Raw genomic sequence first — 16781 nt, 5'->3', positions numbered from 1 at the left:
AGATGAACCGTTTTATTTGAGACATTTGAATAAAAAAACCATTCAAAATCTTGAATGGTTTTATTTAAATACATTTTTAATTTAACTGATAACGCCACTTCCAATCAACTCATCCTCCAAATACCAAGCTGCAAATTGTCCTTCAGCAATCGCAGATTGAGGATTTTCAAATTCCATAAAAAATCCATCTTCGAATTGATAAATCTTTGCTTTTTCTAAAGTTTGTCGGTATCTGATTCTGGCCAAAACGTCCATAGATTCTCCGTTTTTCAACCTCAAATCTTCCCGAACCCAATGAACTTCTGAATTGTCAATTTTCAAAGCTTTTCTGAAAAGTCCGGGGAAACTTCTTCCTTCACCAACAAAAATGATATTGTTTTCCATTTCTCTCGAGATGATGAAACAACTCTCTTTGTGTCCGCCGATTCCCAGACCTTTACTTTGTCCGATGGTAAAAAACTGTGCACCCTGATGCTTGCCAATCACTTTGCCATCTTCTCTTTTATAATTGATTTTAGCAGACAAATATTCCAGTTCTTCCTGTTTAGAATTGAAAGTTGGTTGAGGTTTAGAATATTCAGCAAAATCATTGAAGATTTCTACAATTTCGCCTTCTTTCGGAACCAATTGTTGCTGGAGGAAAATTGGTAAACTCACTTTCCCGATGAAACAAAGTCCTTGCGAATCCTTCTTGTCCGCCGTTACCAAACCTTGTTCTTTCGCGATTTCACGAACTTCAGGTTTCGTCAATTCCCCAATCGGGAACAACGCTTTTGATAATTGGTCTTGGCTCAATTGGCAAAGAAAATAACTTTGGTCTTTGTTGTTGTCTTTCCCAATCAAAAGATGAAAAATCTCTTTTCCATCTTCATCAATTGTTGAATGAACTCTGGCATAATGTCCAGTCGCAACTTTCTCAGCGCCAAGCGATAAAGCTGTTTTCATAAACACGTCGAATTTCACTTCCCGGTTACAAAGAACATCGGGATTGGGCGTTCGTCCTTTCTGATATTCATCGAACATATAATCTACAATTCTTTCTTTGTAGAGTTCACTCATATCGATAACCTGATAAGGAATTCCTAATTTTTGTGCGACCAGAAGCGCATCATTACTATCTTCTATCCAAGGACACTCGTCCTCCAAAGTTACCGACGCATCATTCCAGTTGCGCATAAAAAGTCCGATAACCTCGTGACCCTGCTGTTGCAAAAGGTAAGCGGTCACGCTAGAATCTACGCCTCCGGAAAGGCCAACTACTATTTTCATTTGATTTCAATTTTACGAAACTCTTGACGGGAGTTCTTAGTTTGAGGTTGCAAAAATACGATTAAAACATTCGAAAAAAAACCATAATTTTAAGCATCGATAAAAACAATCTTATGAAGAAAATATTTACTTTAAGTTTAATTGTATTGAATGTTTTTTGCTTTTCTCAAATCGCAATGAGTTCCGGAACTCAAACCAACCGTTGGACTTTTGGTGGTGGTTTAGGCGTAGGATTCGGGAGCAATTCTTATTTCAATCTTCAGGTTTCTCCGAGAGTTGGTTACAAAATCACAGACCAATTAGAAGGCGGAATCATCGGAAATGTTTCCTGGCAAAAAGATAATTATTACATTTCTACAATGTTTGGTGTTGGACCTTTTGCCAATTATTACTTTGCCCGTACGTTTTTCGTAGGTGCGATTCTTCAGCAATATTTCATCAATTCGAAAGAAAAATTCTCAGGCTATAAATTTAATACTGACGAAACTGCGCTCTATCTTGGTGGTGGTTATATGCAGAGTCTGGGCAATAATGCTTTTGCACAGTTCGGGATAATGTATAATGTGCTTTGGAAAGAAAACGAAAGTATTTTCAGTACAGGATTCATTCCAAGTATCGGCTTTGTAGTGGGATTATAAAAAATAAAGCCCTCTCAATTTGTTATCATTCGTGTTTGGGTAGATTTTTCAGAGGACCTTATTGGGAATCGCAAAATTAAAATGATTTTATGGATTAAAAATTTATATTTGTTAATTTCCCTTAAAAATTCTTTTTCTTATTCTGCTGAGAGATACTGGCGTGATTCCCAGTAAGGAAGCAATATATTTTGACGGTACTTTTTGAAGAACATTGGCGTTTTCTTCAAGATGTTTTTGGTACCTTTCTTCAGGATTCAGAAGTACAAAGTCCTCAATATTTTTCAATAAGATACCGATCATCATCAGAAACATATTACCTCTTAGATTGTTAAGTGTGATGCTCTTCTGAGAGCCTTGGTTTATAGAATCATAGGTCAGTTCAAAAACCTCGGTTTCTCCAATGGATTGATAAAAATATCTTGATGGGCGATTATAAATAATACCATCATAATTACCAACAAAGCTTTTTTTATTATGAAAAAGAACAGTTTTTTCCGTTCCGTTATCCAGGAGATGATACACACGGACAATACCACTTTTAATATAGTAGACTTTTGTATTATTCTCACCCGGCTGTATAAAAATATCCCCAGAATTACATTTTCTGAAAGATACATTAGGTAAAAGTATTTTCAGGTCGTCTTTATTAAGTCCCGGAATATTTTTCAGTAGATATTCTTTTAATGTTTCCTCCATAATATAAAAAAGACCACCTAAAAAGGTGGTCATATTAATTTGATGTAATTTATTTTACACTTTCTTTTTTTTCTTTATGGGCTTCCCCTTCCAAACCATCTTTCGCTTCATTGACTTTCAAAACAACCTGTTGACCTTCGCTGAATTGCTTATTGACAAGCATTTCTGCTAATAGATCTTCGATGTATTTTTGGATGGCGCGTTTTAGCGGTCTCGCTCCGAAGTCTTTATCCCAACCTTTCTCAGCAATGAAATCTTTGGCTTCGTCTGTCAATTCAACTTTATAGCCTAATTTTTCTAATCTGCTGTAAAGTTTTCCTAACTCAAGGTCAATGATCTTTCTGATATCGGTCTGTACAAGAGAATTGAAGATAATGATATCATCGATTCTGTTCAGGAATTCTGGAGCAAATGCTTTTTTCAAGGCACTTTCTATCGTTGATCTGGCTCTTGCGTCCGTATTGGTTTTCTTTGCAGAAGTTCCAAATCCTACACCATCTCCGAAATCTTTCAAATCTCTGGTTCCGATATTGGAAGTCAGAATGATAATTGTATTTCTAAAATCAATTTTTCTTCCAAGAGAGTCCGTTACGAAACCTTCGTCCAGAATTTGCAATAAGATATTGAAAACATCTGGATGTGCTTTTTCAATTTCATCCAAAAGTACAACAGCATAAGGTTTTCTTCTGACAGCTTCAGTCAATTGTCCGCCTTCTTCATAACCAACGTATCCCGGAGGCGCTCCAACCAGCCTGGAAACCGCAAATTTCTCCATATATTCGCTCATATCGATTCTGATCAAAGCTTCGTCAGAGTCAAATAATTCGCGAGCCATTACTTTTGCCAATTCGGTTTTACCTACACCAGTTGTTCCAAGGAAAATGAACGTTCCGATAGGTCTGTTCGGATCTTTGAGGCCGGCTCTGTTTCTTTGAATGGCTTTTACCACTTTTTTCACAGCGTCTTCCTGACCGATTACTTTTCCGTTCAGCTTATCATCCATTTGAGCCAGTTTATCCAACTCGTTTTTGCCAACTTTGGTTACTGGAACACCACTCATCATTGAGACAACTTCCGCAACACTTTCTTCTGTTACTTCTTCTTTTTTCTCTTTGACATCTTTGTCCCATTGTTCTTGGGCAAGATTCAATTCGATTTGAAGTCTTTCTTCTTCGTCCTTCAGTTTTCTTGCTTCCAGATAATCCTGAGCTTTCACCGCTTTTTGTTTCAATTCCTTCACTTCTTCGATACGGGATTCGTGGTCGATGATTTCTGTAGGAACTTTCATATTCTTGATGTAAACTCTAGACCCGGCCTCATCCATCGCATCAATTGCTTTGTCCGGTAAGAATCTGTCTGTTATATATCTGGCTGTCAAATTAACACAAGCATTAATCGCTTCATCACTATAATGAACATTGTGATGGTCTTCGTATTTATCTTTGATCTGATGAAGGATTTGAATCGTTTCTTCAATAGAAGTCGGTTCAACCATTACTTTTTGAAAACGACGTTCCAAAGCTCCATCTTTCTCGATGTACTGGCGATATTCGTCCAAAGTTGTAGCTCCGATGCATTGGATTTCTCCCCTTGCCAAGGCAGGTTTGAACATATTAGAAGCATCTAAACTTCCGGTAGAACTTCCAGCACCAACAATGGTATGTAGCTCATCTATGAAAAGAATGACATCTCTATTTTTCTCCAATTCTGTCATTATCGCTTTCATTCTTTCTTCGAACTGTCCACGATATTTGGTTCCAGCAACAAGACTTGCAAGGTCCAAAGTGATTACACGCTTACCATAAAGAACTCTGGAAACTTTTTTCTGCTGAATTCTCAAAGCTAAACCTTCTGCAATTGCGGATTTACCTACACCAGGCTCACCGATCAAAAGAGGATTGTTTTTCTTTCTTCTTGACAAGATCTGAGAAACACGTTCAATCTCTTTTTCACGCCCAATAACAGGATCCAATTTTCCATCTCTTGCAAGAGCCGTCAAATCACGACCAAAGTTGTCCAAAGTAGGCGTTTTGCTTTTCTGAGCACCAAGATTGCCTGAAGGTTTTTTCATCTGGCTGTATGGCTCTTCTTTTTCTTCGTCATCATCATAAGCGCTGTTTTGTGGCAATTGGTCGGTGTTTTTCAACATTGTCCTATATGCTTTTTGTACAGCATCGTAATCGATATCATAAGCCTGAAGAATGCTTGATGTAGGATCTTCCTGTTTATATAATACGCCTAACAAAAGATGCACAGTATTGATATCCGCAGATTGATACTGGCGGCATTCCAATTCTGATCTTTTAACAGCTTGATCGGCCATTTTTGTAAAAGAAATGCTTCCCATATTTGCAGTGAAAGGATTGCTGTTCACAGCGCTCAGGGTTTCTATTTTTCGCTTTATCTGGGTGAGGTCTGCATTGAGATTTTCCAAAATCTCTTTTGCAGAATTTTCAGTTTTGATAATTCCTAAAAGGAAATGTTCAGTATTCAGAAACTCACTCTGCAAACGCCTTGCTTCATTTTTGCTTTGCTTGAACACGCGGTTCAAACCGTCTGAAAATTTATAATCCATAATTAAAATTATACACTAAGTTATGTTTTTTATGATCAATCCTACAATAAATTATTGTAAAATTTCAATATTTGGTTGCAAATAGGTTGCCATTAGAAAAAACAGGACTTTCTGACATTATTTTTTTATCTATGTAAAATTGATTAGGTTTGTAATCCTTAAAAAAATGTTAATGGATAATTGGTCAGAATATGTTGGTTATTTAGCTTCAGCTTTTGTGGTTGCAAGTTTTTTGCTGAAAGATATTAGAACGATAAGAACCATCAATTTATTGGGCTGCATCTGTTTTGTAATCTACGGAATCTATAGCGGGATGCTTTGGCCCATCATTATTCCAAACGGAATTCTTGCGGTAATTCAGATTTATAACATTTTAAAAAAGAATTAAAATGAAAGTTATTGTAAGTGTTTTCAATAATCTTTACACGGATCAACGAGTGGAAAAGGTCTGCAAAACACTTTATGATAGCGGATATCAACCGATTCTTATTGGTAATAATTGGTTGGGTGCTCCAAAAATGGAAAGACCTTACCCGTTTTTCAGGATTTCTTTGAAGTCAAAAGTTCTCCGTTTTGCTTATATAGAATATCAGCGGAAATTGTATCACGAGATTAAAAAGAATGCTGACAATAATACCATTTTATTAGCCAATGACCTGGAAACATTAATGCCAAATTATCTTATTTCCAAAAAACTTGGGATTCCTCTGGTTTTTGATAGTCACGAGATCTTTACAGAAATGCCCACAATACAGGGACGCTGGGTAAAACATATTTGGAAAAAGATAGAAAAGACCTTCGTTCCAAAAATCAAAAAAATGATTGCTGCCAGCGAGTCATATGCTAACTGGTTTTCCAAAGAATATGGAATTGATAAGCCTGTAGTTTTAAGGAACTTGCCTCGAAAATTAGAATTTAACGGAACAAAAGAAAACGAGACCAAAATAATACTTTATCAAGGGTGGCTCAACTATTCCCGAGGAATCGATAAAGCCATTCTGGCAATGCAATCGATTGAAAATGCAGAACTTTGGATTGCTGGCGGCGGTCCAATGGAAAACGAATTTCGAAATCTTGCAAAACAGGCGAATGTTGAGAATAAAATCAAATTTCTTGGGAAACTCTGTCCTGAAGATCTTCGCAAAATTACGCCGAAAGCAGATGTTGGATTAAGTATCGAAGAAAATAACGGATTAAGCTATTATTATTCTTTACCCAACAAGATCTCTGATTATATCCAATCCAGAGTTCCTGTTGTTGTTTCCGATTTTCCAGAAATGTCGAGCATTGTAAAGACTTTCGAAGTGGGAGAAATTACTGAAAATCATTCTCCAGAGCATCTTGCTGAGAAATTAAAAATAGTTCTGGATAAAGGAAAAGCTGCTTATCTTCATAATTTGAATGTAGCCGCAGATGAACTTTGTTGGGAAAATGAGGAAGACAAAATTCTTAAAATATTCTCAGACTGCAAAAAAGAATTGGAGCACAGCCATTAACTTTTCCTTTTTTATCGAATCTAAGGCTTGTACGATTTTTGATTCAATAACTTCCTAAAAATAATGAATATGAGAGCTTTTATATTAATGATAAGTGTTGCGCTGATGACAATGAGCTGCGGAAGCCAAATTTATCTTGACCCGGTAACATTAAATTCCTCGATAGAAAATAAAGAATTTGATTTCAATGCAACGAGGGCGTTTCCAACAAATTATGATGTTATTAATGTTTTGAATTCGATGCCTGGTTCAACTTCCACACGGCTTTTGAATCTTGACCCTGGTTATGGATTCAATCTCAAAAAAGATTTGTTCAGTGTTGCTTTACCGTATTTTGGAAGAGCTTTTAATGTAAATCCTGGTGATACTACAAAAGGAGGCCTGACCTTTGAATCTAAAGAATTCTCAGTAAAACAATCGAAAAGTAAAAAAGGAAATACACTTTTTGTGATCACGCCAACAGATCAAAGGGAAAATTTTATTTTCAGTCTGGAGATCTTCAAAAACGGTAGTGCTTTTTTGTCTGTCCAATCCAATAATAGGCAGCCAATCAGTTTTGACGGAAATATTTCTGCTGCCAAATAATTAATTTCCAAATAACTTTTTTACAAAATCACTCGCTTCGGAACTTGGATTAGACAAGAGTTCTGAAACATTTTTTTTATGTTCCAGGAAAGAATTTTCTAACGAGTGGTCGTTTTTAGCTCTTTCAAGAATATATTCTCGAACCCAGAATTCAAATCGTTTTTGAGCCTGATTTTTTCTAGTTTCCAGGAAAGTTCCATTCTCAGTTTTCAACGAAATATATTCCTCTATTTTATTAAAAACTTCATCCAATCCAGTTTTCTCCAACGCAGAACCAAAAAGAACGGGGATTTTCCAGTTTTTTTCTTTTGGTGTAATGAATTGTAAAGCTCTCGAAAGTTCAGTTTTGGTCATTTTCGCTTTAGAAAGATTCTCAGAGTTGACTTTGTTAATGAAAATCAAATCGGCCATTTCCATTATTCCGCGTTTGATTCCTTGTAATTCGTCACCAGTTCCAATGACTTTCAGAAAAAGAAAAACATCTGTAATATCATTGACCAAGGTTTCACTTTGACCAACACCAACGGTTTCTATCAAAATATGGTCAAAACCAGCTGCCTCACAAATCAAAAGACTTTCAAACGTTGTATTTGCAATTCCACCTAAAAATCCGGAACTTGGACTTGGGCGGATAAACGCATTTGAATCTTTAGCCAGTTCTTCCATTCTGGTTTTATCGCCAAGAATACTTCCTTTGTTGATAGATGAACTCGGGTCAATCGCCAAAACTGCTACTTTTTTTCCTTGCTGGATCACATATTTTCCAAAACTTTCGATAAAGGTCGATTTTCCCGCGCCCGGAACACCCGTAATTCCAATCCGAATAGATTTTCCTGTAAAAGGCAGAATCTCCTTCAATAATTTATCAGCCAATTCCCGATGTTCGGGCTTTTTGCTTTCAATCAATGTAATGGCTTTTCCCAAAATCCTTTTATCAGAAGATAGGATTCCTCTGATATAATCCTGCAAGCTAAGTTGTTTTGTCATTTGGAATTGTTACAAATTAGGATTGGGGTAATTTTCGGATTCTTATATTTTCTATTTTTGATAAGAATAAAATTCAAAAATATGAAAAAAACAATATATGCCTTATGTTTTGTAGGCGCAATTATCTACTCATGTACAACAAAAACAGTGGCGACCTCAACAGCTTCTATCAACACAAGCGCAGAATATGTGACCAAAGGAAAAACGGTTTTCGATGCCAATTGTGGCAAATGCCACGGACTTCCGGAAGCTTCTGACCATACTCCGGAACAATGGAATAAAATCATTGCTAGAATGGCTCCGAAAGCAAAACTCAATCCGGATGAAACCAATTGGGTTTTGGCTTACGTAACGGTTAATGCAAAGAAATAATATTGAAATTAAAACAAAAGGAAACTATTAATTGGTTTCCTTTTTCTTGTTGCTTTTACCTTTACTTTTGGTTTTTGTTTTCGAGTTTTTCGGAATTTTCTCTTTGATGAATTTTTCTTTACTCTTCAAAAAATCAACCATCGATTGGTCGTAAGCAAAACTTTTAGCTTCTTTCAAAGTTTCCAATGCCTTTTTGAAATCCGTTTTTATCTCGAACAGATAAGATTTCTGGATTAAAATTCTGCATTTATCGATTCCTTTTATTTTCAAAGAATACTCGATGAGTTTTTCTGCTTCGTCCAAATCCTCATTATCTAAAAGACATTTGATGTAATATCTTGGCGTGTTGAGGTTTGTAACGTCACATTGCATCGCTTCCTCGAAATAGAGTTTTGCTTTTTCATAATCGATGAGCATTTCGCTATAGATTCTTCCCATCAAACAAAGCGAATCCGCATCTTCCGGGTCGTAAGAAAGTGCGTAATTCAATGCTTCCAGACAATCAGGCAAATTGTAAGGATAATTATCCAGCGCTTCGAAATAATATTTACTTTTAGTTAAGGTCATTTTTGTGGTTTTTTAATTCGTTTTTCAGTTTGTTTCTTTCTTTTTTGAAAGATTTTTTCTGATGATTCTTTTTAAAATCGGTTCCCGAAAATGTTCTGACAGGATTTCCTCTTTGAACATTCAAATGATTGTTCCAGGTTTCCTGCATTTGTTTTTCCAATTGCTGAATGTGGAATTCCATCACTTTTTCCTTTAATCTGATGATCGAAAGTTTCTTATTCTCCAATTGCGAACGGGAATCCTGCACGAATACGCTTTGTCCGGTTTTTAGATACGTTGCACGAACTGCGGTTTCTACTTTATTCACATTTTGTCCGCCACTTCCCTGACTTCTCGTCGTCTGAAACTGAATATCTTTCTCATTAAACTCAATTTTCTCCAAACCTTCCAGTTCGAAAATCCCAACAAACCAGTTGCTCCTTTTGTGAAATTTTCTAAAAGTACTTTTCCCAATCCAAAGAATACTTCCGAGCCAGTTTTTTAGAAATTCATTGGTTTCTTTTCCTTTTAAAATTAAAGTCGCAGATTTCAAAGTCAGATTTTCATCGCCACTTTCACGGTGTATGATTTCGTAATCGATTTTGTTTTGTTTTGCTTCCTCAAGCAAGACCTTCAGAACTTTGGCAACTACCCATTGACATTCCAAAGGTCCTCTTCCCGAGGTTATTTGTATTATTTTGTCCATTGTTTTTCTTAATTTATATTTGTCATTCCGACGAGGGAGGAATCTCTATTGAACTTTTGAGATTATTCACTCCGTTCAGAATGACAAACTGTAAAGTTTATTTATCCATCCGCACAATTCTCGGTTGAAAAGTTCCTAGAATGTCCACCAAATCCCTTTGAGCGTTCATCACTTCATTGATGTCTTTGTACGCCATCGGTGCTTCTTCGGCATTTCCGCCCATTAATGTGACATTTTTGAGTTTTAATTCTTTCTTGATGTCATTTTGAGTGAAGCGGTTTCTGCATTCTCCTCTTGAAAATTCCCGTCCAGCTCCGTGTGAAGCTGAGTTCAGCGAATCCGGATTTCCTTTTCCACGAACGATAAAACCTTTTGCCGTCATCGAACCGGGAATCATTCCCAATTCTTTTTCATTGGCCAGAGTTGCACCTTTTCGATGAACAATCACTTCTTTTCCGTTGTGGATTTCTTTCCACGCAAAGTTGTGATGGTTTTCGATTCTGGCTTTTACTCTTCCGCCGACCGCTTTTACCAATCTTCTGTGAATATCGTCGTGACAGGCGGAAGCGTAATCTCCTGCGAGGTTCATTGCTGTCCAATATTCTAATCCGAGATGTGTGTTCAAATCCAGCCAGGCAAAATTTTGTGCTTCTTTTGGCAACGGACATTGTACTGTCGCAACTCTCGAATAATATTGAGCGATTTCCGCTCCCAATCCACGCGAACCGCTGTGTGAAAGGATTCCGAGATATTTCCCTTTTGGAAGACTGATTTGCTCATCTTCTTCCGTAATTTCCACTTCCCCGAATTCTACAAAGTGATTTCCACCGCCGGAACTTCCCATTTGTTTGATGGCCTTTCCTTTTAATCTTCTCAATATTGGAATCAAATCGAACGTACCTCTGTCGAAAATTTCGTGTTCGATGTGGGATTTGTGCGTTTCGTACATTCCGAATTTCGTGTGTTCGGCAAGAGCTTTTTCATATTTGTCTCTTGCTCCGTCGAGATATGAAATTGGCGTATCCAAAATACTGAGCGACATTCTGCAACCGATATCCATCCCTACTCCATAAGGAATTACGGCATTTTCTACGGCCAGAACTCCACCGATTGGAAGTCCGTAACCGCTGTGTGCATCGGGCATTAAAGCTCCCTGCATTGCAATCGGCAGTTTCAAAGCGGTATACAGTTGGTTTTTTGCTTCATCTGAAATGTTATTACCAAAAATATTGAAATTTGCTCTGTTGGTATTGAGCATTCTTTTTTCGGTCTTCTTCGATGAAAGCAAAGCTTCTGCGATTTGTCCGAAGGTTAAATCTTTTTCGAAGTTCTCCGGATTTTGCTGGATTTCCTTTAAAAGAGATTTTACATAATGAATATTTTTGGTTGCGAAGTTTCTTTTCATAACTTCCAAAGCGATGTTGACGCTCTGATTATTTGGATACCCTAATTTTAATATATCTTTTCCTTTAAGTTTTAAATTTCCCATTGTTTTATATAATTGATAAATGATGAAAGATGATTGATAATCTTGCATCGGATTTTTTTTCAACAAATATTTTAGTTGAATTATTTTTTGTCACAATGTTTTTATGACAAATGTTGATTTGGAGACGAAATCCCTAGCCCCGATTGCAGTGGAAATCCTTTTTTGCTTGGGCTTCGAGAGCCTCAGCCTGACAAAACGTCTGGCAAAAAAGATTGCAACGGAAAGCGGGAAATAGCTCCTAAAAAAAGATTTCGGGGAAACTGTTTTGAGTTTGAAATATTGCGCAATAAAAAACCCGAAAATCTTACGACTTCGGGTTTTGATATTTCAATATACTGTTATTCTATGAGTGTACCAAACCACGAAGCCTCGCCTTTGCAAAAGGCAATCCTACTGATGTATGTAGATTATATTTGAACATTGCTTCGTTGTTTTTTTATTGGTTGAACTTGATTTTCAGATGCAAAGATATTATTTTTTTTGAATTGGCAAATTTATTGCGATTTTTTTTCAAAATTTTCCATCCATATTTTCGCTTCTTTTCTAACAACAGTATTAAAGTTTTGAAGCGTAACTCCGTCATAATGATAACTTGTACCCAAATCTTGTAAATCTTCCCAAGAAAATTTTAATAGATAAAATGGAAAAATACTTGATTCATAATCTGATTTAATACAGAAGTATGATAGTTTTTCGAGATGAGATTTTAAATTTCCTTCTTCATTGATGATGGACAATATGTAATAATAACACATATTTTGAATTGCCTCTTCATCTTCAAATTCTTCGAGGTCAAATTCTTTTAAAACTTTATGAACGTATGATTTTATCTCCCAAGCATCTGTAGGTTTGGGAAATGATGCAAGAATTTGAATATTCTCAGTTGCTATTCCTTTTTCAAGAAGTTCGATAGCCCAATCTACAGAAAAGTCATAATTGAAAGGTTCGAATCCTTTGTGTGACTGAGCTAGTCTTGTAAGATTTGATTTTTCGTGTAGAATATTCATTTAAGCTAAAAATTTCTCCAAAATATCCACAGCACACTTCGGTAAATTGGTTCCAGGACCAAAAATAAAATCCGCACCATTCTTATAAAGGAACTCGTAATCTTGTTTCGGAATTACACCTCCAACGACGATGGTAATATCATCCGCTCCCAATTTTTTCAATTCTTCAACAACTTGCGGAACCAAAGTTTTGTGACCTGCGGCCAAAGAGGAAACGCCCAAAATATGAATGTCATTTTCCACCGCTTGTTTCGCAACCTCTTCCGGAGTTTGAAATAACGGTGCAACATCGACATCAAATCCCATATCGGCGAAGGCTGTCGCAACGACTTTCGCGCCTCGGTCGTGACCGTCTTGTCCCATTTTTGCCACCATAATTCTTGGTCGTCTTCCTTCTGCATCTTCAAATTTCTGACTTAAGGAAACTGCTTTTTCGAAATATTCATTTTTTCCTGCATTCATAGCGTAAACTCCTGATATAGTTCTGATATTAGCTTTGTAACGTCCGAAGCTTTCTTCCATTGCATCGCTCATTTCTCCCAAAGTTACTCTTCTTCTTGCTGCTTCTATGCAAAGTTCAAGAAGGTTTCCGTTTCCTGTTTTGGCGGTTTCTCGGATTTTGTTTAAAATTTCTTCGACAGATTCTGCGTTACGATTTGTTTTTATGGAGTTTAATCTTTCGATTTGTTTTCTGCGGACTTCTGTATTATCAATATCGAGAATGTCGATGTCTGTTTGTTTTAGATTGGATTTGAAGGAATTAACACCAATGATGAACTCTTCTCCACTATCGATTTTTGCTTGTTTTCTCGCAGCAGCTTCCTCAATTCTCATTTTCGGGATTCCGGCTTCAATGGCTTTTGTCATTCCGCCTTCTTTTTCCACCTCATCGATGTATTTCATCGCTTCGTCAATCATCTGCTGGGTTAATGATTCAACTAAATGACTTCCGCCCATTGGGTCGACAACGTCGCAAATTCCGCTTTCTTGTTGAAGAATGATTTGGGTATTTCTGGCAATTTTTGCGGAATAATCTGTCGGTAAAGCAATAGCTTCGTCTAAAGCGTTCGTATGTAAAGACTGCGTTCCGCCTAAAGCCGAAGACAATGCTTCAATGGCAGTTCTTGTGATATTATTAAAAGGTTCTTGTTCTGTTAAAGACCATCCGGATGTTTGGGAATGTGTTCTTAAGGCTAATGATTTTTGATTCTGAGGATTGAACTGTGTCAAAAGATTGGCCCAAATATATCGTGCAGCACGCATCTTGGCGATTTCCATAAAGTGATTCATTCCGATGGCCCAGAAAAAGGATAATCTTGGCGCAAAATCATCGACGTTCATTCCGGCTTTGATTCCTGTTCTGACATATTCCAGACCGTCGGCTAATGTATAAGCCATTTCCAAAACCGGTGTTGCGCCGGCTTCCTGCATATGATAGCCTGAAATCGAAATCGAGTTGAATTTCGGGATATTTTTAGACGTATATTCGAAAATGTCGGCGATGATTTTCATTGATGGTGTTGGCGGATAGATGTAAGTATTCCGAACCATAAATTCTTTCAGGATGTCATTTTGAATCGTCCCTGACAATTTATCCATCGAAACGCCTTGTTCTTCTGCGGACACAATATAGAAAGACAAAATCGGGAGAACTGCGCCGTTCATCGTCATCGAAACTGAGATTTCGTTGAGTGGAATTTGGTCAAACAAAATCTTCATATCTTCAACAGAATCAATCGCAACGCCTGCTTTTCCAACGTCGCCAATGACTCTTGGGTGGTCGGAATCGTAACCTCGGTGTGTTGCCAAATCGAAAGCTACGGAAAGTCCTTTTTGTCCAGCTTGGAGATTTCTTCTGTAAAAAGCATTGGATTCTTCGGCTGTGGAAAATCCGGCATATTGACGGATGGTCCAGGGTTTCTGAACATACATCGTGGAATATGGACCTCGCAGAAAAGGTGCGATGCCTGCGGAACCATTCAAAATGCTTTTGTTTTTGACGTCTTCTGCAATGTATTTCGATTTAAGTTCCAAACCATCTTTTTCAAACGAATAATTTTCTAAATTCGAATTGGATTCAATGTTTTGAAAATCAGGGTTTTGGTTTTTTATTTTGTGGCGCATTTTTCCTTTTTCTTGATGAAAGTAAATGTAAGGAATTTTGAAAATGTAGTGGACCACAAAAGGAACAAAAGTTTTTGTGCTCAAAAATTCATTTGTATGTATTCTTTTAAACGCAAAGGACGCAAAGAATTATTTCCATTATTGAAAATATTTTTAAGTGCACAAAGGCATAAAACTCATCAAAGGAAGAAGGCTGATGACACTTCGACTCCGCTCAGTGTGACAAGTCTAATACTATGGTTTCATTTTCAGCGATGTCAGTCTGAGCGGAGTCGAAGACTTTTTTGGAATTAGAGTTTTTTATTCCAAGCGACAATTTGTCATTCTTTTTTTAGATGGTCTTTTTTTTGAGATTTGACTTTCAAAATATAAAATAAAAAATAATATAAATATGGCAACAGGAAGTATTAATGTGTCGGTGGAGAATATTTTTCCGCTGATTAAAAAGTTTCTTTACAGCGACCATGAGATTTTTCTGCGTGAGTTGATTTCTAACGCGACGGATGCGACGACGAAGTTGAAGCATCTGACGATAATTGGGGAAGCAAAAGTGGATTATGGCAATCCAATTATCGAAGTTAAGATTGATAAAGAGGCTAAAACTCTGGCTATCAAAGACCAAGGTCTCGGGATGACAGGTGAGGAAGTTGAAAAATACATCAACCAGGTTGCTTTTTCCGGTGCAGAGGAATTTCTTGAAAAATATAAGGATTCTGCGAAAGATGCTGGAATTATCGGCCATTTTGGTCTTGGATTTTATTCGGCATTTATGGTGGCGGAGAAAGTGGAAATTTTCACGAAATCATATAAAGAAGATGCAAAAGCGGTTCGTTGGGTGTGCGACGGAAGTCCGGAATATACGCTTGAAGAAACGGAAAAATCTGATAGAGGAACGGAAATCTTACTTCATATTGCTGAAGATTCGACGGAGTTTTTAGAGGAATCTAAAATTCGTGAATTGCTGACAAAGTATAATAAGTTCAATCAAGTTGCGATTAAATTCGGAACAAAAACTGAGACTTTGCCTTTACCAGAAGGTTCAGCTGAGGATGCAAAACCAGAAACAATTGAGGTTGATAATATCATCAATAACACGAATCCGGCTTGGACGAAATCTCCTTCTGAACTGAAAGATGAAGATTACAATAATTTCTACAGAGAATTGTATCCGATGCAGTTTGAAGACCCGTTGTTTCATATTCATTTGAACGTGGATTATCCGTTCAATTTGACAGGCGTTTTGTTCTTTCCAAAATTAGGTAACAACCTGAATATTGAGAAAGATAAAATCCAATTATATCAAAATCAGGTGTTTGTTACGGATGAGGTGAAAGGAATTGTTCCGGACTTCCTGATGTTGCTTCGTGGAGTTATTGATTCACCGGATATTCCGTTGAATGTTTCGCGTTCGTATTTGCAGGCTGACGGCGCTGTGAAAAAAATCTCTTCTTATATTACGAAAAAAGTGGCGGATAAAATGGTTTCATTGATCAATGATAACCGTGAAGATTATGATAAAAAATGGAATGATATCAAAATCGTTATCGAATATGGAATGATTTCGGAGGATAAATTCTATGAAAAATCTGACAAGTTTGCGCTTTATCCAACGACTGACGGAATCTATTATCTTTGGAATGAATTGATTGAGAAAATCAAACCAACTCAGACTGATAAAGACGGAAAAACGGTGATTCTTTATGCTAACAATGCCAATGAACAGCACAGCTACATCCAATCTGCGAAAGAAAAAGGTTATGAGGTTCTATTGTTGGATTCTCCGATTGTTCCGCATTTGATTCAGAAATTGGAAGCTTCGAAAGAGAATGTTTCTTTTGCGAGGGTTGATGCAGACCACATCAATAATTTGATTAAAAAAGATGAGCCTAAGATTTCTAAACTAAATGATACGGATAAGGAAACTTTGAAGAAAGAAATTGAGGAATCTATCAATGACAATAAGTTTACGGTTCAGTTAGAGGATTTGGATTCTACAGATGCACCGTTTACTTTGACTCAGCCGGAGTTTTTCCGAAGAATGAAGGATATGCAGGCAACCGGCGGTGGCGGAATGTTCGCAATGGGCGGTTTCCCAGAGATGTATAATTTGGTGGTAAATTCTAATTCTGATTTCGCTGGAGAATTGCTGAAAAAAAATAATGCTGAAGAGAAAAATGCGATGATTAATCAGGCTTTGGATTTGGCAAAATTGTCTCAGAATCTTTTAAAAGGAAAAGAACTAACGGATTTTATCAAACGTAGTTTTGAGAGTTTGAAGTAATAAAGTATTT

The 16781-nt window shown here is 36.9% G+C and carries 15 protein-coding genes; 6 read left to right on the top strand and 9 right to left on the bottom strand.

From position 1 onward, the window contains the following. Window positions 1-81: 81 nt before the first annotated feature. Entirely contained in the window at window positions 82-1269 is a 1188-nt protein-coding gene (gene mnmA, locus RTX21_RS16720) for a tRNA 2-thiouridine(34) synthase MnmA (protein ID WP_312769458.1), read from the bottom strand. A gap of 113 nt (window positions 1270-1382) precedes the next feature. On the opposite strand from mnmA, the gene RTX21_RS16715 reads away from it, so the two are divergent. Then, window positions 1383-1907, top strand: coding sequence for a hypothetical protein (locus tag RTX21_RS16715; protein WP_312769456.1), 525 nt, complete (start codon window positions 1383-1385; stop codon window positions 1905-1907). 111 nt (window positions 1908-2018) lie between these two features. Here the strand turns inward: RTX21_RS16715 and RTX21_RS16710 are convergent, their stop codons facing one another. Both RTX21_RS16710 and RTX21_RS16705 read right to left on the bottom strand, forming a co-directional pair. Further along, window positions 2019-2636 (bottom strand): Crp/Fnr family transcriptional regulator, encoded by a 618-nt coding sequence (locus tag RTX21_RS16710; RefSeq protein WP_312769454.1) that lies wholly within the window; start codon window positions 2634-2636, stop codon window positions 2019-2021. 16 nt (window positions 2637-2652) lie between these two features. After that, window positions 2653-5178, bottom strand: coding sequence for an ATP-dependent Clp protease ATP-binding subunit (locus RTX21_RS16705; protein WP_312769452.1), 2526 nt, complete (start codon window positions 5176-5178; stop codon window positions 2653-2655). Between the two features lie 172 nt (window positions 5179-5350). Between RTX21_RS16705 and RTX21_RS16700 the strand changes: the two genes are divergently transcribed. From RTX21_RS16700 to RTX21_RS16690, 3 genes are all read left to right on the top strand, one after another. Continuing rightward, window positions 5351-5566: a uroporphyrinogen decarboxylase gene (locus RTX21_RS16700; protein WP_312769450.1), complete on the top strand. Its 216-nt coding sequence runs from the start codon at window positions 5351-5353 to the stop codon at window positions 5564-5566. A gap of 1 nt (window position 5567) precedes the next feature. Beyond that, window positions 5568-6674, top strand: coding sequence for a glycosyltransferase (locus tag RTX21_RS16695; RefSeq protein WP_312769448.1), 1107 nt, complete (start codon window positions 5568-5570; stop codon window positions 6672-6674). 69 nt (window positions 6675-6743) lie between these two features. Continuing rightward, the gene (locus RTX21_RS16690) at window positions 6744-7259 is read left to right on the top strand and encodes a DUF4251 domain-containing protein (RefSeq protein ID WP_312769447.1); all 516 of its coding nucleotides are present in this window, start codon (window positions 6744-6746) and stop codon (window positions 7257-7259) included. On the opposite strand, the gene meaB is transcribed toward RTX21_RS16690, so the two are convergent. Continuing rightward, a complete protein-coding gene (gene meaB, locus RTX21_RS16685) occupies window positions 7260-8246 on the bottom strand; it encodes a methylmalonyl Co-A mutase-associated GTPase MeaB (protein ID WP_312769446.1) in 987 nt (328 codons plus the stop codon). It lies immediately after the preceding gene. 81 nt (window positions 8247-8327) lie between these two features. On the opposite strand from meaB, the gene RTX21_RS16680 reads away from it, so the two are divergent. Beyond that, complete coding sequence (locus tag RTX21_RS16680) at window positions 8328-8618, top strand: cytochrome c (protein WP_312769445.1); 291 nt, start codon at window positions 8328-8330, stop codon at window positions 8616-8618. Window positions 8619-8645: 27 nt separating this feature from the next. On the opposite strand, the gene RTX21_RS16675 is transcribed toward RTX21_RS16680, so the two are convergent. The 5 genes from RTX21_RS16675 to scpA form a co-directional block, all read right to left on the bottom strand. Further along, window positions 8646-9185 (bottom strand): hypothetical protein, encoded by a 540-nt coding sequence (locus tag RTX21_RS16675; protein WP_312769443.1) that lies wholly within the window; start codon window positions 9183-9185, stop codon window positions 8646-8648. Further along, on the bottom strand, window positions 9172-9870 hold the full coding sequence (prfH, locus tag RTX21_RS16670; RefSeq protein ID WP_312769442.1) for a peptide chain release factor H: 699 nt from the start codon (window positions 9868-9870) through the stop codon (window positions 9172-9174). Before prfH ends, RTX21_RS16675 begins: the two co-directional genes overlap by 14 nt. 97 nt (window positions 9871-9967) lie before the next feature. Next, a complete protein-coding gene (locus tag RTX21_RS16665; protein WP_312769440.1) occupies window positions 9968-11359 on the bottom strand; it encodes an RtcB family protein in 1392 nt (463 codons plus the stop codon). A 494-nt stretch (window positions 11360-11853) separates the two neighbouring features. Next, window positions 11854-12366 (bottom strand): hypothetical protein, encoded by a 513-nt coding sequence (locus tag RTX21_RS16660; RefSeq protein WP_312769439.1) that lies wholly within the window; start codon window positions 12364-12366, stop codon window positions 11854-11856. Further along, window positions 12367-14490 (bottom strand): methylmalonyl-CoA mutase, encoded by a 2124-nt coding sequence (gene scpA / locus RTX21_RS16655; RefSeq protein ID WP_312769436.1) that lies wholly within the window; start codon window positions 14488-14490, stop codon window positions 12367-12369. It abuts the gene before it with no gap. 391 nt (window positions 14491-14881) lie between these two features. On the opposite strand from scpA, the gene htpG reads away from it, so the two are divergent. Beyond that, entirely contained in the window at window positions 14882-16771 is a 1890-nt protein-coding gene (gene htpG, locus RTX21_RS16650) for a molecular chaperone HtpG (protein WP_312769434.1), read from the top strand. Window positions 16772-16781 lie beyond the last annotated feature (10 nt).

This window comes from Epilithonimonas sp. (genome assembly GCF_032054305.1).
Taxonomy (GTDB): domain Bacteria; phylum Bacteroidota; class Bacteroidia; order Flavobacteriales; family Weeksellaceae; genus Epilithonimonas.
The sequence above is the reverse complement of the archived record's forward strand: the minus strand, read 5'-3'. Positions and strand labels throughout refer to the sequence as shown.